The 21,058-nt window shown below is 62.7% G+C and carries 21 protein-coding genes; 11 read left to right on the top strand and 10 right to left on the bottom strand.

Annotated elements, in window-relative coordinates:
- The first annotated feature begins 102 nt into the window (after positions 1–102).
- Positions 103–1,443 carry an NADP-specific glutamate dehydrogenase gene (gene gdhA / locus D886_RS0114015; RefSeq protein ID WP_027594530.1) on the top strand — a complete coding sequence of 447 codons (1,341 nt, stop codon included), beginning with the start codon at positions 103–105 and terminating at the stop codon, positions 1,441–1,443.
- Between the two features lie 202 nt (positions 1,444–1,645).
- Here the strand turns inward: gdhA and D886_RS0114010 are convergent, their stop codons facing one another.
- The 4 genes from D886_RS0114010 to D886_RS0113995 all read right to left on the bottom strand — a co-directional run bounded on the left by D886_RS0114010 (position 1,646) and on the right by D886_RS0113995 (position 5,062).
- Entirely contained in the window at positions 1,646–2,143 is a 498-nt protein-coding gene (locus D886_RS0114010) for a GreA/GreB family elongation factor (protein ID WP_027594529.1), read from the bottom strand.
- Positions 2,144–2,209: 66 nt separating this feature from the next.
- Entirely contained in the window at positions 2,210–2,566 is a 357-nt protein-coding gene (locus tag D886_RS0114005; protein WP_027594528.1) for a hypothetical protein, read from the bottom strand.
- A gap of 78 nt (positions 2,567–2,644) precedes the next feature.
- Complete coding sequence (locus D886_RS0114000) at positions 2,645–4,498, bottom strand: DUF4105 domain-containing protein (RefSeq protein ID WP_027594527.1); 1,854 nt, start codon at positions 4,496–4,498, stop codon at positions 2,645–2,647.
- A 75-nt stretch (positions 4,499–4,573) separates the two neighbouring features.
- Positions 4,574–5,062: a DUF3015 domain-containing protein gene (locus D886_RS0113995; RefSeq protein WP_027594526.1), complete on the bottom strand. Its 489-nt coding sequence runs from the start codon at positions 5,060–5,062 to the stop codon at positions 4,574–4,576.
- A gap of 256 nt (positions 5,063–5,318) precedes the next feature.
- On the opposite strand from D886_RS0113995, the gene D886_RS0113990 reads away from it, so the two are divergent.
- The 5 genes from D886_RS0113990 (at position 5,319) to D886_RS0113970 (ending at position 10,113) form a co-directional block, all read left to right on the top strand.
- Positions 5,319–7,757 carry a Lon protease family protein gene (locus D886_RS0113990; RefSeq protein ID WP_027594525.1) on the top strand — a complete coding sequence of 813 codons (2,439 nt, stop codon included), beginning with the start codon at positions 5,319–5,321 and terminating at the stop codon, positions 7,755–7,757.
- Between the two features lie 162 nt (positions 7,758–7,919).
- A complete protein-coding gene (locus D886_RS0113985) occupies positions 7,920–8,258 on the top strand; it encodes a hypothetical protein (protein WP_027594524.1) in 339 nt (112 codons plus the stop codon).
- Between the two features lie 245 nt (positions 8,259–8,503).
- A complete protein-coding gene (locus tag D886_RS0113980; protein WP_016501546.1) occupies positions 8,504–8,992 on the top strand; it encodes a TIGR00645 family protein in 489 nt (162 codons plus the stop codon).
- Between the two features lie 112 nt (positions 8,993–9,104).
- Positions 9,105–9,410: a DUF6482 family protein gene (locus D886_RS0113975; protein ID WP_027594523.1), complete on the top strand. Its 306-nt coding sequence runs from the start codon at positions 9,105–9,107 to the stop codon at positions 9,408–9,410.
- An 85-nt stretch (positions 9,411–9,495) separates the two neighbouring features.
- Complete coding sequence (locus tag D886_RS0113970) at positions 9,496–10,113, top strand: FKBP-type peptidyl-prolyl cis-trans isomerase (RefSeq protein WP_027594522.1); 618 nt, start codon at positions 9,496–9,498, stop codon at positions 10,111–10,113.
- Positions 10,114–10,230: 117 nt separating this feature from the next.
- On the opposite strand, the gene D886_RS0113965 is transcribed toward D886_RS0113970, so the two are convergent.
- From D886_RS0113965 to D886_RS0113955, 3 genes are all read right to left on the bottom strand, one after another.
- The gene (locus tag D886_RS0113965; RefSeq protein WP_010951938.1) at positions 10,231–10,476 is read right to left on the bottom strand and encodes a hypothetical protein; all 246 of its coding nucleotides are present in this window, start codon (positions 10,474–10,476) and stop codon (positions 10,231–10,233) included.
- Between the two features lie 151 nt (positions 10,477–10,627).
- The gene (locus D886_RS0113960; protein ID WP_027594521.1) at positions 10,628–10,969 is read right to left on the bottom strand and encodes a zinc ribbon domain-containing protein YjdM; all 342 of its coding nucleotides are present in this window, start codon (positions 10,967–10,969) and stop codon (positions 10,628–10,630) included.
- A gap of 183 nt (positions 10,970–11,152) precedes the next feature.
- Positions 11,153–12,121 carry a polyprenyl synthetase family protein gene (locus tag D886_RS0113955; RefSeq protein WP_027594520.1) on the bottom strand — a complete coding sequence of 323 codons (969 nt, stop codon included), beginning with the start codon at positions 12,119–12,121 and terminating at the stop codon, positions 11,153–11,155.
- 244 nt (positions 12,122–12,365) lie between these two features.
- Here D886_RS0113955 and rplU point away from each other — a divergent pair, with 244 nt between their 5' ends.
- The 5 genes from rplU to D886_RS0113930 all read left to right on the top strand — a co-directional run bounded on the left by rplU (position 12,366) and on the right by D886_RS0113930 (position 16,061).
- Positions 12,366–12,680, top strand: coding sequence for a 50S ribosomal protein L21 (gene rplU / locus D886_RS0113950; protein WP_003247466.1), 315 nt, complete (start codon positions 12,366–12,368; stop codon positions 12,678–12,680).
- 38 nt (positions 12,681–12,718) lie between these two features.
- Entirely contained in the window at positions 12,719–12,976 is a 258-nt protein-coding gene (gene rpmA / locus D886_RS0113945) for a 50S ribosomal protein L27 (protein ID WP_008092023.1), read from the top strand.
- A gap of 188 nt (positions 12,977–13,164) precedes the next feature.
- Complete coding sequence (gene cgtA, locus D886_RS0113940; RefSeq protein ID WP_027594519.1) at positions 13,165–14,391, top strand: Obg family GTPase CgtA; 1,227 nt, start codon at positions 13,165–13,167, stop codon at positions 14,389–14,391.
- Positions 14,392–14,476: 85 nt separating this feature from the next.
- Complete coding sequence (proB, locus tag D886_RS0113935) at positions 14,477–15,595, top strand: glutamate 5-kinase (protein ID WP_027594518.1); 1,119 nt, start codon at positions 14,477–14,479, stop codon at positions 15,593–15,595.
- 10 nt (positions 15,596–15,605) lie between these two features.
- On the top strand, positions 15,606–16,061 hold the full coding sequence (locus D886_RS0113930) for a CreA family protein (RefSeq protein WP_172960338.1): 456 nt from the start codon (positions 15,606–15,608) through the stop codon (positions 16,059–16,061).
- Between the two features lie 123 nt (positions 16,062–16,184).
- On the opposite strand, the gene mksF is transcribed toward D886_RS0113930, so the two are convergent.
- The 3 genes from mksF to mksB are packed head-to-tail and all read right to left on the bottom strand — an operon-like array spanning position 16,185 to position 20,999.
- A complete protein-coding gene (gene mksF, locus D886_RS0113925; RefSeq protein WP_027594516.1) occupies positions 16,185–19,016 on the bottom strand; it encodes an Mks condensin complex protein MksF in 2,832 nt (943 codons plus the stop codon).
- The gene (mksE, locus tag D886_RS0113920) at positions 19,013–19,720 is read right to left on the bottom strand and encodes an Mks condensin complex protein MksE (protein WP_027594515.1); all 708 of its coding nucleotides are present in this window, start codon (positions 19,718–19,720) and stop codon (positions 19,013–19,015) included. Before mksE ends, mksF begins: the two co-directional genes overlap by 4 nt.
- Positions 19,710–20,999, bottom strand: coding sequence for an Mks condensin complex protein MksB (mksB, locus tag D886_RS0113915; protein WP_027594514.1), 1,290 nt, complete (start codon positions 20,997–20,999; stop codon positions 19,710–19,712). Before mksB ends, mksE begins: the two co-directional genes overlap by 11 nt.
- Positions 21,000–21,058 lie beyond the last annotated feature (59 nt).

Genomic DNA, 21,058 nt, shown 5'->3' with positions numbered 1-21,058 from the left:
AATTTCAAAAAAACGACATTACGCCCTGTTCTCGTGCGATTGCTTCTTGGTACATTCGAAAAAAAACCAATAAGTCCAATCCCTCTTGGTGAGATGTCTACCATGATCGAATCTGTCGACAATTTCCTCGCGCGCCTCAAGCAACGCGATCCTGCCCAGCCTGAATTCCACCAGGCGGTGGAAGAAGTCTTGCGTACCCTGTGGCCGTTCCTCGAAGCCAACCCTCATTACCTGCAGGCCGGTATCCTGGAGCGCATGGTCGAGCCCGAGCGCGCGGTGCTGTTCCGTGTTTCGTGGGTCGATGACCAAGGCAAGGTCCAGGTCAACCGCGGCTACCGCATCCAAATGAGCAGCGCCATCGGCCCGTACAAGGGCGGCCTGCGCTTCCACCCGTCGGTGAACCTGAGCGTGCTCAAGTTCCTGGCCTTTGAGCAGGTGTTCAAGAACTCCCTGACCTCGCTGCCCATGGGTGGCGGTAAAGGTGGCTCGGACTTCGACCCCAAGGGCAAGAGCGATGCGGAAGTGATGCGCTTCTGCCAGGCGTTCATGAGCGAGCTGTACCGCCACATCGGCGCCGACGTTGACGTACCAGCCGGTGACATCGGTGTGGGCGCGCGCGAAATCGGCTTCATGTTCGGCCAGTACAAGCGCCTGGCCAACCAGTTCACCTCGGTGCTGACCGGTAAGGGCATGACTTATGGCGGCAGCCTGATTCGCCCGGAAGCCACCGGCTACGGCTGCGTTTACTTCGCTGAAGAAATGCTCAAGCGCCGTGACCTGCGCATCGATGGCCGTCGCGTGGCCATTTCCGGGTCCGGCAACGTGGCCCAGTATGCTGCGCGCAAGGTCATGGACCTGGGCGGCAAGGTTATCTCGCTGTCCGATTCCGAAGGCACCCTGTACGCCGAAGCCGGCCTCAGCGACGCCCAGTGGGACGCCGTGATGGAGCTGAAAAACGTCAAGCGTGGCCGCCTCAGCACATTGGCCGGTGAATTTGGCCTTGAGTTCCGCAAGGGCCAGACCCCGTGGAGCCTGCCGTGCGACATCGCCCTGCCGTGCGCCACGCAAAACGAGCTGGACACCGAAGACGCCCGCACCCTGCTGCGCAATGGCTGCTTCTGCGTCGCCGAAGGGGCCAACATGCCGACCACCCTTGAGGCGGTGGATATCTTCCTGGAGGCAGGCATTCTGTACGCCCCGGGCAAGGCATCCAACGCCGGTGGCGTGGCCGTGTCGGGCCTGGAAATGTCGCAGAACGCCATGCGCCTGCTGTGGACGGCCGGTGAAGTGGACAGCAAGCTGCACAACATCATGCAGTCGATCCACCATGCCTGTGTTCACTATGGTGAAGAGGCGGATGGCACGATCAACTACGTCAAGGGCGCGAACATCGCCGGCTTTGTGAAAGTGGCTGATGCCATGCTGGCGCAGGGCGTGGTCTGATCAGTCAGTAAAGGGCCGCTTTGCGGCCCAATCGCTGGCAAGCCAGCTCCCACAGGTCAAGTACAAGCCTCAAGGCAGCGCTGTACCTGTGGGAGCAACTGTCTTGTGGTGCTTGTTCTGGCCTCATCGCTCCACACAGGTGCGGCGCTAGCCTTGGAGGCTACACGGTTCGGGTGGGAGCCGGCTTGCCGGCGATTGGCCCTCAAGCCTCACCCGCGATAGCGACCACCTCGATCATCTGATCTCCCACCGGCCGCCGCCACACCACTTCATCCCCAGGCCCCGCGCCCAGCAACGCCCGCCCCAGCGGCGAGCCCCAGTTGATCAACCCGTGGCCCGCATCGGCCTGATCTTCCCCCACCAGTTGCACCTCATGCGCCTGGCCCTGCTCATCCACAAAGCTTACCCGGCTACCGATCTGCACCTTGTCCCGCGAGGTAGCGGCTGGCACCACCTGGGCACTCTGCACCCGTGCGCTGAAGTAGCGCAGGTCGCGCTCGGCATCGGCCAGGCGCTGCTTGTCGGCACGCTCGCCCTGGGCTTGCAACTGGCTGCGCAATGTATTGAGTTCGGCTACCCGCTGCTGCAATTGCGCCAGGCCACTGGCCGTGACGTAGTTGGGCTGCTCGCTCACCCGTCGCTCAACCGGTTGGTCGGCCTGGGCTGCAGCTTGGTCTTCGTTGACGAACGCTCGGCTCATGGTGGCCTCCTTGTGCAGGAGACCATGATGGCAGGCCGCCGGTTTCAAGGGATGTCAGTTTGCGACCTAGTCGTGGCGATAGGCCCGTGCGGCATCGCGGTTCTTCTCGTGCTCCCAGTCACGGTCGCGTTGGTCCCAGTAGCGGTCACGGTATTGACGCTGCTCTTCGCTGTTCTGCAGGGCGTGGCATTGGCGAAAGCCATCGTCCCAGCCGCTTTCGTACTGGCGATTGTGCAGGTAGCGCGGCACGTCCTTGCGGAAGTCGCCGGCCATCACCCCGGCCGCCTGCCGGCCGCTGCTGCAGCCATCCTGGAAGCCATCGGCGTAGGCGGGGGGGTAACCGTGGTCGAGCATCTGTTCGTGGGTGGTTTCGCACCCTGACAGCAAAAAGGCAACGCACAGGCCTAACCAGTACCGCGACATGAACACCAGACCCTCCAATTGATGCTGGAGAGTCTAGGGGGCGATTTGTCGGCGAGCTGTCAAAACAGTGTCAAAGAGTCAGTAGTGGTACCACTTCAGCTCCAGCATCACTTCGTTCTGCGCCGTCGCCAGGTGGCTGAATTCGCGCGAGGCACTTAACCGCAGGCCCAGGTTGCGGCTGATCTCCCATTGCTGATTCAGGCTCACGCTGCGCCGCACTTCGCCGTTGGTGAAGAAGTCGCCCTTCGCCTCCAGTGTCATGTTGCCCAGCCCGTTGCGCCAGAGCAGGCCGCCGTTGAACCCGGCTGCCGGGGAGATGAACTCGGCAAAATCATTGTGGTGTTCGACCCGCACCGTGCCCAGGGCGAAGCCCAGCAGTTCGTCGGCCAGTTGCCAGGTGCCGCCAGCGCCGCCATTCACATGGCTGACCAGCACTTCGTCGTCATGCTTGCCCGGCACCCGTTCCAGGCCACCGGTCACCTGCCATGACCACGGTTTGAGCAGCGCATTGCGGGGTGTCAGCGAGCGGATGGTGGCAAGGTCCAGGCGCTGTACCTGCCAGTCGTTGCCTTCGTACTGGCGGACTTTCAGCTGCAGAATCTCGATTTGCGCGCCCAGCGGGAAGCCGTAGGCGTTGTCGTTGAGGTCGTGATACGCCATGCGCAGGCCGTACTCGGCGTAGGCGCGGTCTTCCCGCGTACCGACACCCAGCTGCCAGGTGCGTGAATCGTGGCCATCCTCGGGCAACCCCGGGCGCTCGATTTCCAGCGCCGGCGGCGGGTTGCGGTTGATTGCGCGCAGCAGCTCGAAGCTGCGCGTGGCCTGGCCTGGGTCGCGTTGCTGGCCATTGGCGCGGTAACGCTCCAGGCGGTAGGCGGCATCCTGTACCAGCGCCTGGCGCTCGCGGGGCAGGGCAGTGAACTCAGGGCTTTGCAGCTGTGCGGTATCGGCGCTGACAGCCAGCACCTGCTGCTTTTCGTGAGGGTCAAGCGGCTCGGCGCGGGCCAGCAGTTCGCGCTCGCGCGAAGGCCGGTAGTTGACGCTGGACACCAGGCCAGACTGGCGCACTGCCTTGACCGTGTCGGTAGGGATGGCGGTCAGCGGGAACTGCGACGTCAAATCCAGGCCTGGCCGCGCCACCTGCAGCAATTCGAGCAGGCGGTACGAGCAGTTCTCGTCGAAGAAGAAATAGTCGAACTGGATCTGCTTCAGCTCCCACACATGCTCGACCATGCGCCCGGTCTCTTGCGGGGTGAGGTCCAGCTGGTACTCCCACAGGTCGCGGTTTTCCAGGCTGCGGTACTCGGACAGCTTCTCTTGGTAGGGCATCAGCGCGAACAGGCCTGGGTAGCCGCCCATCAGGCCTTTCCAGGCATACAGGATGCTGTTGTCGCTGCCTTCGATGTAGGCGCCGAAGTTGATCGCGTAGCTCAGCAGCGTGGTGTCGTCGCTGTGGGTGTTGGACTGGTCGATGCGCAGCAAGGTGTGGCCGAACATCGACGAAGGGCTGTTCAGGTAGGCCGCCGGGAAAATCAGCGCGGCGCTGTGCGGGTCGATTGAGGTGTACCAGGTCTTGAATTCCTGGCAGTCGGGCTGTGGCAGGTCGGTCAGCCCCAGTTGCTCCTTGAGCCAGCGGGTACGCGCTGGGAAAACGCACTGGGCATGCTTGTCGCCCAGGCTGGCGGGTGCATACAGGGCCTGCACCGTGGCCCGCAGCTCTTGGTCCGGGTGGTGCGCGCCATCGTCGGCGAGAAAGAACTGGGTATCGTCCACATAGCTGCGCCAACCACCCAGCTTGGCGGTTTCGTAATGGCCCAGGGCGATCCAGTAGGGGTTATTGGCCAATTGCTGAAGACGGCCTTCATCCAGCGCAGGCGCAGCATGAACAGGGGCGCAGGCACACAGCGCCAGGTAAGCGAGGCGTTTGAGCATATCGGGCAACTACTTCTTCACGATGCCGAAAGAAAGGGCGAAACCCGCCCCGACAGGGGGGCGGGGATGCTGCGCTTAAGCCTCGGTGGCGTATTTGGCCAGGCGTGGGTCGTTCTTCAGAACAGCCAGGGTATTGCTGTGCACGGTTTCGGCCGTGACGTCGGCGCTGCTGAAGATCTGGCTGAAGTGCTGGTGAGTGACCGACTCGAAGTAAGTACGGTCTTCCGGCGCTACGCCCAGTACCACGGCATAGGTGGTCAGCGCCTCGCCTTTGCCCATGGCCATGTCTTCGGACAGTTCGTTCATCATGCCATTCATGGCAAACCACGACTTGCCGCCATAGGTCAGCGAAGCCTTGGTGGAGCAGCCATTGGTGCCGGAGGTCATGCCGAAGGTGGCGTTACCGGAGGTGCCGTTGGTGGTGGAAGCCAGGAAGTGAGCCGGCGTACCGCGCTGGCCTTCGAACAGCATGTTGCCCCAGCCGCAGTTCGGGCCGCCTGGCGCTTCAGCCATGGCATTGAGGGAGACCACGGTGAACAGAGTACCCAGAAGAATCCGTTTCATAGCATTTGTTCTCTATTTGTCTTAAACCAAGGGTCAGGGTTTCTGGCAACTCGGTTGCCAGGTCGGGAAAGCTTTTCACCCACCCGCGCAGCTTGGAGTTTAGGCACGATCTAAAGGTTGCGTTGTTGATTGCGAAAAATTTGCCTGGAGGCCTGTGTTATCGCGACTGCGACATAAAGTCCCGGTGAGCCTTGCAAGGCGCGCGCGGGCAGCGCCAGAATGCTCCGTATCCGCCCCGCCGAAGTAAGGAAACCCAATGCCCGATCCTGTCGCTGCGCGCCTGCGTCTTGCGCCTGAAGCCCTGACCCGGCGTTTTTCCCCCGAGCAGTTTGCTTTTACCCATACCGACGATCTGGAGCCGTTTCGAGGCGTTCTGGGCCAGGAGCGAGCAGTCGAGGCCCTGCAATTCGGCGTGGCCATGCCTCGCCCTGGTTACAACGTGTATGTGATGGGCGAGCCCGGCACGGGCCGTTTCTCGTTCGTCAAGCGCTACCTCAAGGCCGAGGGCAAGCGCCAGCACACCCCAGCCGACTGGGTTTACGTCAACCACTTCGAGGAAACCCGCGAGCCGCGTGCCCTGGAGCTGCCCTCGGGCAGTGCCGGTGAATTCATCGCCGACATGGGGGGGCTGATCGACAACCTGTTGTCGACCTTCCCGGCAGTGTTCGAGCACCCGTCGTACCAGCAGAAGAAGGGCGCCATCGACCGCGCCTTCAACCAGCGCTATGACCGCGCCCTGGATGTGATCGAGCGGGCGTCGCTGGAAAAAGACGTGGCCCTGTACCGCGACGCCAGCAACGTTGCCTTCACCCCGATGGCCGAAGGCAAGGCGCTGGATGAAGCCGAGTTCGCACAGCTGCCTGAAGCGGTGCGCGAGCAGTTCCACGAGGACATCGCCCTGCTCGAGGAGCGCCTCAACGAAGAACTGGCCAGCCTGCCGCAGTGGAAGCGTGAGTCGAACAACCAGCTGCGTCAGCTCAACGAAGAAACCATCACCCTGTCCCTGCAGCCGCTGCTGGCGCCGCTGTCTGAAAAGTACGCCGAGAACGCTGCGGTGTGCGCCTACCTGCAGTCGGTGCAACTGAACCTGCTGCGCACCGTGGTCGAGCAGTTGGTCGATGACAGCAAGACCGACGCCGTGGCGCGCAAGATGCTCGAAGAGCAATACGCCCCAAGCCTGGTGGTCGGCCATCACCACGATGGCGGCGCGCCAGTGGTGTTCGAGCCGCACCCGACCTACGACAACCTGTTCGGCCGGATCGAATACAGCACCGACCAAGGCGCGCTGTACACCTCCTATCGCCAATTGCGCCCGGGCGCCTTGCACCGGGCCAACGGCGGCTTCCTGATTCTTGAAGCCGAGAAGATGCTTGGCGAGCCCTTCGTCTGGGATGCGCTCAAGCGTGCGCTGCAGTCGCGCAAGCTGAAGATGGAGTCGCCGCTGGGTGAACTGGGCCGGGTGGCGAGCGTCAGCCTGACGCCACAGATGATCCCGCTCAACGTCAAGCTGGTGATCATTGGCTCGCGTCAGCTCTACTACGCGCTGCAGGACCATGATCCGGACTTCCAGGAAATGTTCCGAGTGCTGGTGGACTTCGACGAAGACATGCCCATGGTCGACGAGAACCTGGAGCAGTTCGCCCAGCTCTTGCGTACCCGCACCAACGAAGAAGGCATGGCGCCGCTGACCAGCGACGCCGTGGCGCGCCTGGCCACCTACAGTGCCCGGCTGGCAGAGAACCAATCGCGGCTGTCGGCGCGCATCGGTGACCTGTTCCAGCTGGTCAGCGAGGCCGACTTCATCCGCCAACTGGCCAGCGACGAGATGACCGATGCCGGCCACATCGAACGCGCACTCAAGGCCAAGGCCACCCGTACCGGGCGTGTGTCGCAGCGGGTGCTGGACGACATGCTCGCCGGCATCATCCTGATCGACACCGAAGGCGCGGCCATCGGCAAGTGCAACGGCCTGACGGTGCTGGAAGTGGGCGATTCGGCGTTCGGCATGCCGGCGCGTATCTCTGCCAGCGTCTACCCCGGTGGCAGCGGCATCGTCGACATCGAGCGTGAGGTCAACCTGGGCCAGCCGATCCACTCCAAGGGGGTGATGATTCTGACTGGCTACCTGGGCAGTCGCTACGCGCAGGAGTTCCCGCTGGCTATCTCGGCGAGCATCGCCCTGGAGCAGTCCTACGGCTACGTCGACGGTGACAGCGCCTCGCTGGGTGAGGTCTGCACACTGATCTCGGCCTTGTCGCGCACGCCGCTCAAGCAATGCTTTGCCATCACCGGCTCGATCAACCAGTTCGGTGAAGTGCAGGCGGTGGGCGGGGTCAACGAGAAGATCGAGGGCTTCTTCCGGCTCTGCGATGCGCGCGGCCTGACCGGCGACCAAGGGGTGATCATTCCACGGGCCAACGTGGCCACCCTGATGCTCGACGAACGCGTGCTGCAGGCGGTCGAAGCCGGGCAGTTCCACGTTTACGCGGTCAGCCAGGCTGACGAAGCGCTTAGCCTGCTGGTAGGCGAGGAGGCCGGTGTGGCGGATGACAAGGGCGAGTTCACCGAGGGCAGCGTCAATGCCCGCGTGGTGGAGCGCCTGCGGGAAATCGCCGAAATGATCAGCGAAGAAGACATCAAAGAGGCGGAAAAGGAACGCCTGGAAGAGATGATTGCGCAGGCTAAACCCGCCTGAGTCAATAAATCGGCGCTGGCGGCGATGTGCTACCGTTCAGCGCCGGTTTTCCAACTTTCTGAGTTGTTCTTCTATGCTGGAACTTAGGGAGCAATCAGGGTTCAGGATGGAAACAGCCTGAGGGTTTCAGGCTGAACAGGGCTCATTGGAGGGGACGCGGCCATGCGCAACCTCAGCCTTACTCGCCAGTGCCTGGGCCTGGTGACCCGCATTGAATGCAGCATTCGCCCACTCGCCGGTGACAACGGCATGTGGACGCTGCTGTTCGCCGCCGGCATGGCCGGTGAGCAACCCTCGGCCATCAAGGCTCAGGGGCCGTTCCACGGGCCATTGGTTGCCGAATCGGTGCTCAATGCCATCGTCGACAGCCTCACGCTGCATGGCTATCAAGTGACCGAAGACCCGCAGATCTGGTGCCTGCACCTGCAAGCGCAGTTGCGTCGCATCAATGGCGAGCGTTGCCGCAACCTGGGGGATTATCAGTTTCATCCTGAAAGCTGAACAGGCCGGGTGACCCTACAGGACGCGGTCCCTGTGGGAGCAACTGCCTTGTGGTGCTTGTGCCGGCCTCATCGCTGGCAAGCCAGCTCCCACAGGTGCGGCGCTTGCCTTTGAGGCTACACAGTCGGGTGGGAGCCGGCTTGCCGGCGATTGGGCTGCACGGCAGCCCCGGGCTTTTGCTGCAGCGGGTGGCTGGCTATACTCGCCGTCGCTTTTTTAGTCACCTGACGAGTCCCTTACCCTCCATGGAACGTATTCTCGAAAACGCGATGTATGCCTCGCGCTGGCTGCTCGCCCCTATCTACTTCGGCCTGTCGCTCGGCCTGCTGGCCCTGGCCCTGAAATTCTTCCAGGAAGTCGTCCACGTCCTGCCCAACGTTTTTGCCTTGAGCGAAGCTGACCTGATCCTGGTGATCCTATCGTTGATCGACATGTCGCTGGTGGGCGGCCTGCTGGTGATGGTGATGATTTCCGGCTACGAGAACTTCGTCTCGCAACTGGACATCGACGACAGCAAAGAAAAGCTCAACTGGCTCGGCAAAATGGACTCTTCGTCGCTGAAGATGAAAGTTGCTGCGTCGATCGTGGCCATTTCGTCCATTCACCTGCTGCGGGTGTTCATGGATGCCCAAAACATCTCCACCGACTACCTGATGTGGTACGTGATCATCCACATGACCTTCGTGGTGTCGGCCTTCTGCATGGGCTACCTGGACAAGCTCACCAAGCACTGAGCCCACGCGGCTTGAGGGTAAAACTGACCAGTGGCGTCAGTTTTACCTTGTGTATTCGCAAGCCTTGTACAAAAAATGAGCACTCACGCGGTTCCCGCTGCGAGGTGCTCTCATGAACCTGCATCAGCTCAATACCGAGGCCAGGGTCGGCCATGTCGACGAACTCAACCTGATTGCCATCGAAGGTGGTGATTATCTGCTTGAGGCCCGGGTCAAGGGCCGTGCGCATCCGCTTTCCGACAGCCGTGGGCAACGCTTGCGCGTGCACTCCGTGGAAGAGGCACGGAGCCTGCTCAAGGACCTTCCCTTGCTCTCGCTGAACCTGTTGCACTGGTCTGTGCAGGACGAAATGTGTGGCATGGGCACGCACCCGGAAGAAGACCTGAAAGTGCCGATTTCCCAGCGTTCGGCCTGGTAGCTGCTCGCGGCGCCCCAGTGTGCTAGGCTGCTCGCCCTTTTCATCAAGGGCGCGGCTGCACTGCGCCCTGCAGTGGAGCACGACAATGTCCGAACTCAACCTGTCTACCGACGAAACCCGCGTCAGCTACGGCATCGGCCGTCAGCTGGGTGGCCAACTGCGTGACAACCCGCCACCAGGCGTCAGCCTGGACGCCATCCTGGCCGGCCTGACCGACGCCTTCAACGGCGCCGACAGCCGCGTCAGCGAAGCCGACCTGTCGGCCAGCTTCAAAGTCATCCGCGACATCATGCAAGCCGAAGCTGCAGCCAAGGCTGAAGCCGCTGCTGGCGCTGGCAAGGCATTCCTCGCCGAAAACGCCAAGCGCGAAGGCATCACCACCCTGGCTTCCGGCCTGCAGTTCGAAGTGTTGACCGCAGGTGAAGGCGCCAAGCCGACCCGCGAAAGCAACGTGCGCACTCACTACCACGGCACCCTGATCGACGGCACCGTGTTCGACAGCTCGTACGACCGTGGCCAGCCGGCTGAATTCCCGGTTGGCGGCGTGATCGCCGGTTGGACCGAAGCCCTGCAGCTGATGAACGCTGGCAGCAAATGGCGCCTGTACGTGCCGAGCGAGCTGGCCTACGGCGCCCAAGGCGTTGGCAGCATCCCGCCGCACAGCGTCCTGGTGTTCGACGTCGAGCTGCTCGACGTACTGTAAGACCTGCTCAAGCCCATTCGCGGGCAAGCCCGCTCCCACAGGGTCGCCACGGCACTCAAGGCCAGTGATCAACCTGTGGGAGCGGGCTTGCCCGCGAATGCGTCGGGCCTGCAAACATCAATTCCAGTCTGTCCCCCCAGGGCGCAACGCCCGCGCATAGCAAAACAGAAACAAATTCCGCACCAGCTCCTTGAGCACCCCAGGCTCACTCGAATTCAGCCCGCTCATGTCCAGGTCGCCCTGGTCTCGCAGTTCATCGAGCGCTTCTTCTTCAAGCACGGCACAGACTTCGCCAGTCTCGCGATGCAGGATGCGCAGGTAAGGGTGAGGGCGTTCGAGCCAGGCGTCGATCAGATAAGTCATGGCTATTCTCCTTGGACAGCAATTCCAATGAGAATAATTCTTATTATCAAAATAGCAAGGGGCTATTGGCGTATTTTTGCCGGATGGTGCAGTGACCCTGTTGCAGGATCTGTCAGGGCCGCCTGAAAGGCAGCCCCGTCGCACAGCGTTGTCAGACCTTGCGTACGAACTCGGACTTCAGCTTCATGGCGCCGATGCCGTCGATCTTGCAGTCGATGTCGTGGTCGCCGTCGCACAGGCGGATATTTTTGACCTTGGTGCCGACCTTCACCACCAGGGACGAGCCCTTGACCTTGAGGTCCTTGATCACGGTGACGGTATCGCCGTCCTGCAGGACGTTGCCGACCGAATCCTTCTTCACCACGTCATCGCTGGCGGCTTCGGCTTCGCCGTTGGCCGACCACTCGTGGGCGCATTCGGGGCAGATCAGCTGGCTGCCATCCTCATAGGTGTATTCGGAATTGCATTTGGGGCAGGGCGGCAGAGTGCTCACTTCGGTTCCTTAAACAGACAGGCGGTTAAAGGCCCATATTGTATAAGGTTTTAAGCGGGAAGTGTTTTTGTCCGTACAAAAGCATTCGCGGGACAAGCCCGCTCCCACAGGTTCTCCACCCAGCTCAAGGGCAGTGGTGTACCTGTGGGAGCGGGCTTGTCCCGCGAAGAGGGCGACGCTGTCTTAGTGCGTACGCGCTACCGCAAACTCGCTCAGCTCGATCAATGCATCGCGATACTCGCTGGCCGGCAGCACTTCCAGGCACTCGATGGCTTTGGCCACGTAGTCGCGTGCCATCTGCGCGGTGTAGTCCAACGCGCCCGAGGCTTCGACCGCTACGCGGATCTGCTCGAGGTCTTCCAGGCCGCCCTTCTGAATGGCCTTGCGCACCAGTGCAGCCTGTTCAGGCGTGCCTTCGCGCATGGTGTAGATCAGCGGCAGGGTCGGCTTGCCTTCGGCCAGGTCGTCACCGACGTTTTTGCCGAGGGTCTGCGAATCGCCCTTGTAGTCCAGCAGGTCGTCGACCAGCTGGAAGGCCACGCCCAGGTGGTCACCAAAGGTGCGCAGGGCCTCGCGCTGTGCTTCGCTGGCGCCGGCCAGCGCGGCGGCGCTGTGGGTCGAGGCTTCGAACAGCATGGCGGTCTTGCCGCGGATGACCTCCATGTACACCTCTTCCGTGGTGCTGGCATCGCGAACACGCGACAGCTGCAGCACTTCACCCTCGGCGATGACGCGGGTGGCCTTGGAGAGGATCTGCATGACCGGCATCGAACCCAGTTCGACCATCATTTCGAACGAGCGCGAATAAAGGAAGTCACCTACCAGCACGCTTGGCGCGTTGCCCCACAGCGCATTGGCGGTGGAACGGCCACGGCGCATGCCCGACATGTCGACGACGTCGTCGTGCAGCAGGGTGGCGGTGTGCAGGAATTCGATGGTCGCTGCCAGCAGGCGCAAGTCGTCGCCTTCGCGGCCCAGGGCCTTGCCGCAGAGCAGGACCAGCAGGGGACGCAGGCGCTTGCCACCGGCCGACGTGATATAGTCGCCGATCTTCGATACCAGCGGCACGCGCGAGGTCAGCTGCTTCTTGATGATCTCGTCGACGGCGCTGAAATCATCAGCCACCGCGCGGTAGAAGGTTTGGGGTTGCATCGGCTGCTCCATTGACGTTGCGCGGCATGCTAGGTCGCGGGTCCCGGTGTGTCAAGGCGCGGTGCCAGCGCCACCGGGGCGGTACTTGCAAGCAAAACCGGGGTTGCGTACAATCGCGCACCCTAACTTCCTGGGCAGCACCTGCCTTACGCAATTGCACCGGGCCGTTCCAGCCCCATGCAGCCATGCCAGCCAATACTCAATATATAAAGCGCTGGGTGAGCAGGATTATCGGAGAAATACCATGTCTTACGCAGTAATCGTTACCGGCGGCAAGCAGTACAAAGTCGCTGAAGGTGAATTCCTCAAGATCGAAAAACTGGAAGTCGCCACTGGCGAATCCGTGACTTTCGATCGCGTTCTGCTGGTTGCCAACGGTGAAGAAGTCACCATCGGCGCACCAGTCGTCGCTGGCGCTAAAGTTGTTGCAGAAGTCGTTTCGCAAGGCCGTCACGATAAAGTCCGCATCATCAAGTTCCGTCGCCGTAAGCACCACATGAAGCGTATGGGCCACCGCCAGTGGTTCACCGAGATCAAAATCACCGGCATCCAGGCTTAATCCCCTAGATCCCCTGAATTTATTTGGAGAATTGAACCATGGCTCACAAGAAGGCTGGTGGTAGTACCCGTAACGGTCGCGACTCAGAATCGAAACGCCTTGGCGTGAAGATGTATGGCAGCCAGGTCGTCAAGGCCGGCAACATCATCGTCCGTCAGCGCGGCACCCAGTTCCACGCCGGTTACGGCGTTGGCATGGGCAAGGATCACACCCTGTTCGCCAAGATCGAAGGCGTGATCAAGTTCGAGAAGAAAGGCGAGTTCAACCGCCGTTACGTGAGCATCGTCGCCGCTTAATCGCGACGTCGCTCCAGAAGCCCCGTCATGCGACGGGGCTTTTTCGTTTGTGGTGAGCCTCTTGCAAAGCTGTTTGTATGGGCTGCCGGCGTGGGTTTCTACGGTCGTACGGGGCCGCCGCGCTCATTTTTGCAAGAGCCTCAGGTTTTTTAAGTATTCAGCTCGTCTGCCGACGAGAGGCGGTTTTAATGAAGTTTGTTGACGAAGTATCGATTCGAGTCAAAGCCGGTGACGGCGGTAACGGTTGCATGAGCTTCCGTCGCGAAAAATTCATCGAAAACGGTGGCCCTAACGGGGGTGATGGCGGTGACGGCGGTTCGGTCTACATGGTCGCCGACGAAAACCTCAACACCCTGGTCGACTACCGCTACACCCGTCACCACGAGGCCCAGCGTGGCGCCAACGGTGGCAGCACCGACTGCACCGGCAAGAAGGGTGAAGACCTGTTCCTGCGCGTGCCGGTCGGCACCACGGTGATCGACGCCACCACCCAGGAAGTGATCGGTGACCTGATCACCCCCGGCCAGAAACTGATGGTCGCCCAAGGCGGCTGGCACGGCCTGGGCAACACCCGTTTCAAGTCCAGCACCAACCGTGCGCCCCGCCAGACCACTCCAGGCAAGCCGGGTGATCAGCGCGACTTGAAAATGGAAATGAAGGTACTGGCCGACGTCGGCCTGCTCGGCCTGCCGAACGCTGGCAAGAGCACCTTCATCCGTTCGGTGTCGGCCGCCAAGCCGAAAGTCGCCGACTACCCGTTCACCACCCTGGTGCCGAACCTGGGTGTGGTCAGCGTCGACCGCTGGAAGAGCTTCGTCATCGCCGACATCCCCGGCCTGATCGAAGGCGCTTCCGACGGTGCCGGCCTGGGTATCCGCTTCCTTAAGCACTTGGCACGTACCCGTGTGCTGCTGCACCTGGTCGACATGGCGCCGCTGGACGAAAGCAGCCCGGCCGATGCCGCCGAAGTGATCGTCAACGAGCTGACCCGCTTCAGCCCGTCGCTGGCCGAGCGTGAGCGCTGGCTGGTGCTGAACAAGGCCGACATGGTCATGGAAGACGAGCGCGACGAGCGGGTCAAGGAAGTGGTCGAGCGTCTGCAGTGGGAAGGCCCGGTCTACGTGATCTCGGCGATCTCCAAGCAGGGCACCGACAAGCTCAGCCACGACCTGATGCGCTACCTCGAAGACCGCGCCGATCGCCTGGCCAACGACCCGGCCTACGCCGAAGAGCTGGCCGACCTCGATCAGCGCATCGAAGACGAAGCCCGTGCTCAGCTGCAGGCCCTGGACGACGCCCGCACCCTGCGTCGCACTGGCGTCAAGAGCGTCCACGACATCGGCGACGATGACGGTTGGGATGATGATTTCGAGGACGACGAAGACGGCCCAGAAATCATTTACGTGCGCGACTGACCGGTTGCAGTACACTAAACGCCGCTCTCTGGAGCGGCGTTTTTGTATCTACGGTCTCTACAGATTCGACATAGGTTGGAAGAAGATGCGAAGCAAGGTGACGGGCGCCAAGCGCTGGGTCGTGAAGATTGGCAGTGCTCTGTTGACCGCCGATGGCAAGGGCCTTGACCGCGGCGCAATGGCCGTTTGGGTCGAGCAGATGGTCGCGCTGCGTGAAGCAGGCGTGGAGTTGGTGCTGGTCTCTTCGGGGGCCGTGGCAGCTGGCATGAGCCAGTTGGGCTGGACCTCGCGACCGAGCGCGATGAACGAGCTGCAGGCGGCCGCGTCGATCGGCCAGATGCGCCTGGTGCAGGCCTGGGAGTCGAGCTTCGGCGAGCACGGCAAGCACACCGCGCAAATTCTGCTGACCCATGACGACCTGTCTGACCGCAAGCGTTACCTCAACGCTCGCAGCACCCTGCGCACGTTGGTCGACTTGGGCGTGGTGCCGGTGATCAACGAGAACGACACCGTGGTCACCGACGAGATCCGCTTCGGCGACAACGACACCTTGGCCGCGCTGGTGGCCAACCTGGTGGAAGCCGACCTGCTGGTGATTCTCACCGACCGTGACGGCATGTTCGACGCCGACCCGCGCAACAACCCCGAAGCCCAGCTGATCTACGAAGCTCGCGCCGACGACCCGTCGCTCGACGCTGTGGCCGGTGGCACCGGCGGTGCCCTGGGCCGTGGCGGCATGCAGACCAAGCTGCGCGCGGCGCGCCTGGCGGCACGTTCCGGCGCCCACACCATCATCATCGGTGGCCGTATCGAGCGCGTGCTCGACCGCCTCAAGACGGGCGAGCGCCTGGGGACCTTGCTGTCGCCTGAGCGCGGCATGCTTGCAGCGCGCAAGCAGTGGCTGGCCGGGCACCTGCAAACCCGTGGCACGCTGGTGCTGGACGCCGGTGCCGTGCAGGCGCTGCGCCAGGCCAACAAGAGCCTGCTGCCGGTGGGCGTGAAGACCGTGCAGGGCAGTTTCCGTCGTGGCGAGATGGTGGTGTGCGTCGGCCCTGATGGCCTGGAAGTGGCCCGCGGTTTGGCCAACTACAGCGCCCTTGAGGCGCAAAAAATCATTGGCCAGCCGTCCGATGCCATCGAAAGCATCCTGGGCTACAGCGCGGAGCCCGAGCTGGTGCACCGTGACAACCTGGTTCTGGTCTGAGGGCGTGGGCATGTTGAAAAGGATGATCGCCGTGGCAGCGTTGGCGTTGCCGATGCTGGCCGGTGCCGAGGAGGTCGGCCAGGTGTCGACCGTGTTCAAGTTCGTCGGGCCGAACGACCGCATCGTGGTCGAGGCATTCGATGACCCCAAGGTCGAGGGTGTGACCTGTTACCTGTCGCGGGCCAAGACCGGCGGCGTGAAGGGTGGCTTGGGCCTGGCCGAGGACCGGGCAGAGGCGTCGATTGCCTGCCGTCAGGTGGGGCCGATCAACTTCAAGGGTGAGTTGAAAGATGGCGAGGAAGTGTTCAAGGAACGCACCTCGTTGGTGTTCAAGACCATGCAGGTGGTGCGCTTTCTCGACAAGAAGCGCAATACCCTGGTGTACCTGGTGTACAGCGACCGCATGATCGAAGGCAGCCCGCAGAATGCGGTGACGGCGATTCCGATCTTGCCTTGGGCTCACTGATAGCCTGGTAGATACTGGGAGGCCTTTGGCCTCCATTCGCAGCACAAGGCTGCTCCTACAGAGATTTTGTAGGAGCAGCCTTGTGCTGCGAAAGGGCCGCAAAGCGGCCCCCGTTCACAACAATCAGGCCAACGCCTCAGCCTGATCCTCCCGCACGTCCGCCTTCACTTCATCCAGCCGGCTGATGAACTTCCAGTCCGCCTCGTCGATGTAGATGCCATTCGGCCCGCTGCCACCTTCCAGGTCGATCGCCACCTTGGCCGACACCTGCGGCTTCACGCTCGCCAGAATCGGCACGAAGCCCAGCTGCAAGCTGGTCTCCAGCAGTGCCGCCTGGTTGCGTTCGTCGATGTCTGCCGCCTCGTCGAGGTAGTACGGCAAGCGAATGCGCCCGGCCAGGTCGCGGTCCATCAGGTGCAGCAACAAGTACATGTTGGTCAGCGCCTTGATGGTCATGGTGGTGCCGTTGGACGCGGCGCCGTCGATGTCGGCGTGGATCACCGGCTGGCCATTGACCTTGGTGATCTCGAACGCCAGCTCGAACAAGTCCTTGAGGCCCAGTTGGTTGTGGTTGGCCGCCACCAGCCGTGCCAGGTACTCCTTGGCTTCTTCGTTCTTGTGGTCCTGGTCCGAGCTTTGGGTCAGGTCGAACACCGACAGGGTCTCGCCTTCCTCGTACTGGCCGGCGCTGTGGATGATCTGGTCGATGTGCTTGAGCGCCTCTTTGTTCGGCGCCAGCACCACGCGGAAGCTCTCCAGGTTGGACACCTGGCGCTTGTTGATCTCGCGGTTGAACAGGGCCAGTTGGTGCTCGAGGCTGTCGTAGTCGCTGCGGATGTTGCGCAGGGTCCGGGCGATGTCGGTGACGGCCGCGCGGCGTGCCTTGGCCAGGGTCAGGGCCTCGTCAGTACGATGCGCATAGGCGTTGACCAACAGTTGCAGGCGGCGCTCCATGTCGTCTTCGCTGTCGAACTTGGCCACGCCCTTGAGGCGAACCTGGGCGTACAGCGCCTCGATCTGGTTATCCACCCGCTGCAGGCCCTGCCAGCTGTCCTGGTAGTCATTGAGCATCGGCAGCAGGTTGTCCATGGAGTCGTCGACCGCTTCCATGAACGGCGTGCCGTAGGGCAGGTCGGCCGGCAACAGCTGGCGGCGACGCAGGGCGTCTTCCAGGGTGCGTTGCTTGGATTCGAGGTCGCCGATCTGCCGGCCGACCAGTTGCAGCTTGGCCGACAGTTGCTGGACGCGTTCGGTGAAGGCGTCGCTGGAGCGCTTGAGCTCGTCTTGGGCGGCTTCCAGTTGCGACAGCTGCTCCAGTTTCTCGGGCTCTTCGGCGGCCAGGGTTTCGCTACGTCGGAAGTCTTCCAGGGCTTTTTGCGCGTCCAGTACCGCTTGGTACAGGGTTTCGGTCTGCGCCTTGGAGGCGGAGCGGTCAGCGGCCACGGCCTGCTGGGTCTTGAGCTGCTTGAGTTCTTTTTCCAGGCGCTCTTTCTGGTCGCGAAGGGCGGCGCGGTCGGCCAGGGCCTGGAGGGCCGGTGGGTCGATGTGCGACAGGTCGATGGACAGGCCGGGCGCTTCGAAACGCTCGCCCTTGAACCCATCGAGCACGGCTTCCAGCGACTTTACCCACAGGTCGCTGTCGTCCAGTTCGATACCGCGCTCGCCCAGCGGCAGGCTGAACAGGGCGCCGTTGAACAGGCGCATGAGGCGGTCGACATCCTGCTGCGAGAATTCTTCGCGCAGGCGGGCGTAGCTGTTGTTGTCGGCGTGGTCGAGCTGCTGGCGGACCTGCTTGAGGCGTTTTTCCAGGTCGCGTACGCGCTCGTCCAGGTCTTCGGCCGAGAACTGCCGCGATTGGGCCAGGGCGCCGGCCAGTTCGTCGTGGGCGTCTTTGGCGGCCAGCAACTGCTGCTCCAGCACCTTGACGTCATCGACCAGGGCGAAGCGGTGCTTGAGCACTGACAACTCGCCAAGCCAGCGCTGGATGCCGGTGATTTCACGTTCCAGGCGCATCAGTTCCTGGGTGCCGCCACGTTGGTCGTTCTGCAACCGGTCCTGTTCGCCGCGGTAGTGCTCGGACTGGATGACCAGCTCTTCCTTGCGCGCCATGGCGTATTCCTGCCAAGTGCCCAGCAGGTTGTCGAGCAGTGGCGAAAGGCGGTGCAGCTTGCCGCGCAGGATGTCGCGTTGGGCCACGCCACCGGCCAGGGCCTCTACCAGTGGGCCGGCGGCGACCAGGGCGTTGTAGTCCTGCTCCATGCGGCGCACGTCGCGGAAGGCTTCTTCACAGGCTGCGATGTAGTCGACGCTGCCCGAGCGCAGGCTGTGCTCGAAGGCGTCGAGGAACAGCTGCTTGAGCTTGGCGGCAGTGATTTCGCGCATGTGCAGCAGGTTGATGAACAGCGCGCGGAAGGTTTTCAGGCTTTGCTCGCTGGTCGAGCGCAGCGGGATCATGGTCAGGTCCAGCGGCACCGAGGTGTGGCCGCCGACCAGCAGCCGGCGCAGTTCATCGGGCTTGAGCTCGTAGGCCTTCAGGCCCAGGCGCTCCAGGTTGGTGAACAGCTCCTTCTGGCGCAGGCAGGTGTCGTTCTTCTGGTAGTGGGCCAGGTCCAGCTCGCCTTTGTAGGCGAAGAACTGGTGGCCGAAACCGCCACCCGGGCCGCGGCCGACCACACCGATCACGTGCGGGCCGTGGGGCAGGTTCAGTTCGCAGAGAATGTACGAGGTATCGCTGGCGAAGTAGAAACGACGCGACTGCTCCAGGCTGTACTTGCCGAAGCTCATGTCAGACATGCGCGCCAAAATCGGGAACTGCAGGGCGTTGATCGACGCCGATTTACCCAGGTTGTTGGCGCCGTACACCGACAGCGGGTGTTCCAGCGGGAACAGGCCGAGGCTGTAACCGGCGGTGTTGAGCAATGCAAAGCGGCGGATGCCGTAGCGTTCCTGGCTCATGCGTCAATCTCCTGTTGCTCTTCGCGGATGGCCCGGGCCAGGGCGTCCTCCTCGCTCTCGTCGCCTTCGAACGGCGACAGGTCGAGTGGGTCGTCGGTGCGGTTGAGTTGTTCCGGGCTTTCTTCCTCGACCAGTACCGGTGTCGGCAAGGGCAGGTCGCTGTGCAGGGTGGCAGCCAGGTCGCGGTCCTGCTGGACCGACAGGCACACATCGAGGAAGCGGTGCATCGGCGGCAGGAAGCGGTAGATGCCGCCTTCCTCGTGGGCGAAGCCGAGCTGGGTCATGCGCCGGAGGATCTTCTCTTCGAGTTCGTCGACGGTTTGCACCTCGGCCTGCAGGAACAGGTCGCGGTACTTGTCCAGCAGCGAGGGCAGTTCGTCGCGGCCGATGCTGCCGCCGTCGAGCACGGCCATCGGGTCGCGGCCTTGGTCGGCCAGGTGCTCGACCAGGATGAAGGTGAACAACGACAGGCGCTGGGCGGTCTTGTTGACCTGCGCGGCGGCAAGCTCGGGCACGAAGTAATAGAAGCCACGGGTGTCGCACACCAGCTCGAAGCCCAGGGCCTTGAACAGGGTGCGGTACTGGTCCTGGAAGTTCGACAGCTGAGCGTACAGCTCCGGGTCACGGCGGCTGACGTGGAAACCTTTGAACAGCTCGCGGAAGATCGGCGCGAGCTGGGACAGTTCGGAAAGATCAAGATGCATTGGCTGGGCTCGCGTTGGATTCGGCAGTCGTTCGGGCGACGTCTTCACGGCTGGACGTCAGGGCGAACGAGCGCAGGCTGACCAGGTGTTCGTGGGTGGTGTAGTCGCGGCGCTCGAGGCGCTCGCGCTTGAAGCGCTTTTCTCGGGACAGGCGCGAGAACCAGTACAGCAGTTCGTCGGTGGCGCCTTCGGGCTCCTGGTCCAGCAGCCAGACCATCAGGTCGGGCAGCGGCAGGGCCTGCTCGCAGCGTTCGAGCATTTCCTTGACCGTGCGTGGCGCGCGCGGCAGCGGGTCTTTGTCGGTCTTGTGCGCCTTGGGGAAGCGCGCAGGCTTGGGCTCGAAACGGGCCAGGGCGTAAACATAAGCCTCGACTTGGCTGGCACTGCCGAGGAAGGTGCTCTGCGGCCGAGTGAACATCGGCATGGCCGCTTGCGGCACGGCATCGATGCCCTTGCGGCGGATCACCGACAGGGCCAACGCAGCGCCACGGGTCACGGCGTTGTGCCGGCGCGCTTCTTCGCGCAGGGGCAGCAGCAATTCACGGGCGTGGCGCAGGGTCAGCTGGGCGCTGGTTTGCATTTCCAGAATGCGCGCGTGGGTGCGCAGCAGCATGTCGTCGTCGACCAGGTGGCCGAGGCGCGCCTGTTCGCCCAGCAGGCGCAGCAGCACGGTCTCGACCTTGCGCACGCCTTGTTCGAAGGCGCCGTCGGCGTTGACCAGTTGGATCATCGGCTCGACGTATTCGTCCCAGGTTGCGAGGACTTCGGCGTAGCGCTGGCGCAGCGGGATCTGCCGGTTGCTGGTCTTGGCCCGTTCGGCCACGGCCACCAGTGCCTGCTCGTCGTTGTCGAGCTTTTTGAGCACATCGCGCACGCGCATGTCGAGCAGGCGCAGCTGGCGCGCCAGGTCGTCGCTGTCGCGGTTGTCGAAGGCGTCCTGGATGTGCCCGGCGAGGCGCTCCAGGTGGCGCAGGTAGGCTTCGATCTCCAGGCACAGGCCCAAGCGGTGTTCACGGCGCAGGTAGGCGAGGAAGTCGTGGATCTGGGCGTTGAGCTCGAAGCGGTTCGGGCTCTTGGCCACCGGGACCAGGATATCCAGGCGGATCCACACGTCGAGCAGCTGGGTGATGTCCTGCGGGGTGCTTTCGACCTGCTGGCGGGCCACATGCTGGCGCAGTTCGACCAGGCTCAGGGTGCCCTGGTCGAAACGTTCGCACAGTGGCTCGATCAGGGCCCAGTGTTCGGCTAGGGCGCGCAGGACGCGCTTGGGTTCGATCATTGGCTTCGACTCGTTGCCAAGAAAAAGGGGGCGATTGTACTGCATCCAGGGGGGAGGAT

This window comes from Pseudomonas sp. LAIL14HWK12:I7 (assembly GCF_000483465.1).
Taxonomy (GTDB): Bacteria; Pseudomonadota; Gammaproteobacteria; order Pseudomonadales; family Pseudomonadaceae; genus Aquipseudomonas; species Aquipseudomonas kermanshahensis.
The sequence above is the reverse complement of the archived record's forward strand: the minus strand, read 5'-3'. Positions and strand labels throughout refer to the sequence as shown.

Bases quoted from the DNA above. Each gene is read 5' to 3' on its own strand.
- gdhA (WP_027594530.1), top strand. From the start codon at position 103: ATGATCGAATCTGTCGACAATTTCCTCGCGCGCCTCAAGCAACGCGAT.
- D886_RS0114010 (WP_027594529.1), bottom strand. From the start codon at position 2,143: ATGAGCCGAGCGTTCGTCAACGAAGACCAAGCTGCAGCCCAGGCCGAC.
- D886_RS0114005 (WP_027594528.1), bottom strand. From the start codon at position 2,566: ATGTCGCGGTACTGGTTAGGCCTGTGCGTTGCCTTTTTGCTGTCAGGG.
- D886_RS0114000 (WP_027594527.1), bottom strand. From the start codon at position 4,498: ATGCTCAAACGCCTCGCTTACCTGGCGCTGTGTGCCTGCGCCCCTGTT.
- D886_RS0113995 (WP_027594526.1), bottom strand. From the start codon at position 5,062: ATGAAACGGATTCTTCTGGGTACTCTGTTCACCGTGGTCTCCCTCAAT.
- D886_RS0113990 (WP_027594525.1), top strand. From the start codon at position 5,319: ATGCCCGATCCTGTCGCTGCGCGCCTGCGTCTTGCGCCTGAAGCCCTG.
- D886_RS0113985 (WP_027594524.1), top strand. From the start codon at position 7,920: ATGCGCAACCTCAGCCTTACTCGCCAGTGCCTGGGCCTGGTGACCCGC.
- D886_RS0113980 (WP_016501546.1), top strand. From the start codon at position 8,504: ATGGAACGTATTCTCGAAAACGCGATGTATGCCTCGCGCTGGCTGCTC.
- D886_RS0113975 (WP_027594523.1), top strand. From the start codon at position 9,105: ATGAACCTGCATCAGCTCAATACCGAGGCCAGGGTCGGCCATGTCGAC.
- D886_RS0113970 (WP_027594522.1), top strand. From the start codon at position 9,496: ATGTCCGAACTCAACCTGTCTACCGACGAAACCCGCGTCAGCTACGGC.
- D886_RS0113965 (WP_010951938.1), bottom strand. From the start codon at position 10,476: ATGACTTATCTGATCGACGCCTGGCTCGAACGCCCTCACCCTTACCTG.
- D886_RS0113955 (WP_027594520.1), bottom strand. From the start codon at position 12,121: ATGCAACCCCAAACCTTCTACCGCGCGGTGGCTGATGATTTCAGCGCC.
- rplU (WP_003247466.1), top strand. From the start codon at position 12,366: ATGTCTTACGCAGTAATCGTTACCGGCGGCAAGCAGTACAAAGTCGCT.
- rpmA (WP_008092023.1), top strand. From the start codon at position 12,719: ATGGCTCACAAGAAGGCTGGTGGTAGTACCCGTAACGGTCGCGACTCA.
- cgtA (WP_027594519.1), top strand. From the start codon at position 13,165: ATGAAGTTTGTTGACGAAGTATCGATTCGAGTCAAAGCCGGTGACGGC.
- proB (WP_027594518.1), top strand. From the start codon at position 14,477: ATGCGAAGCAAGGTGACGGGCGCCAAGCGCTGGGTCGTGAAGATTGGC.
- D886_RS0113930 (WP_172960338.1), top strand. From the start codon at position 15,606: ATGTTGAAAAGGATGATCGCCGTGGCAGCGTTGGCGTTGCCGATGCTG.
- mksF (WP_027594516.1), bottom strand. From the start codon at position 19,016: ATGAGCCAGGAACGCTACGGCATCCGCCGCTTTGCATTGCTCAACACC.
- mksE (WP_027594515.1), bottom strand. From the start codon at position 19,720: ATGCATCTTGATCTTTCCGAACTGTCCCAGCTCGCGCCGATCTTCCGC.
- mksB (WP_027594514.1), bottom strand. From the start codon at position 20,999: ATGATCGAACCCAAGCGCGTCCTGCGCGCCCTAGCCGAACACTGGGCC.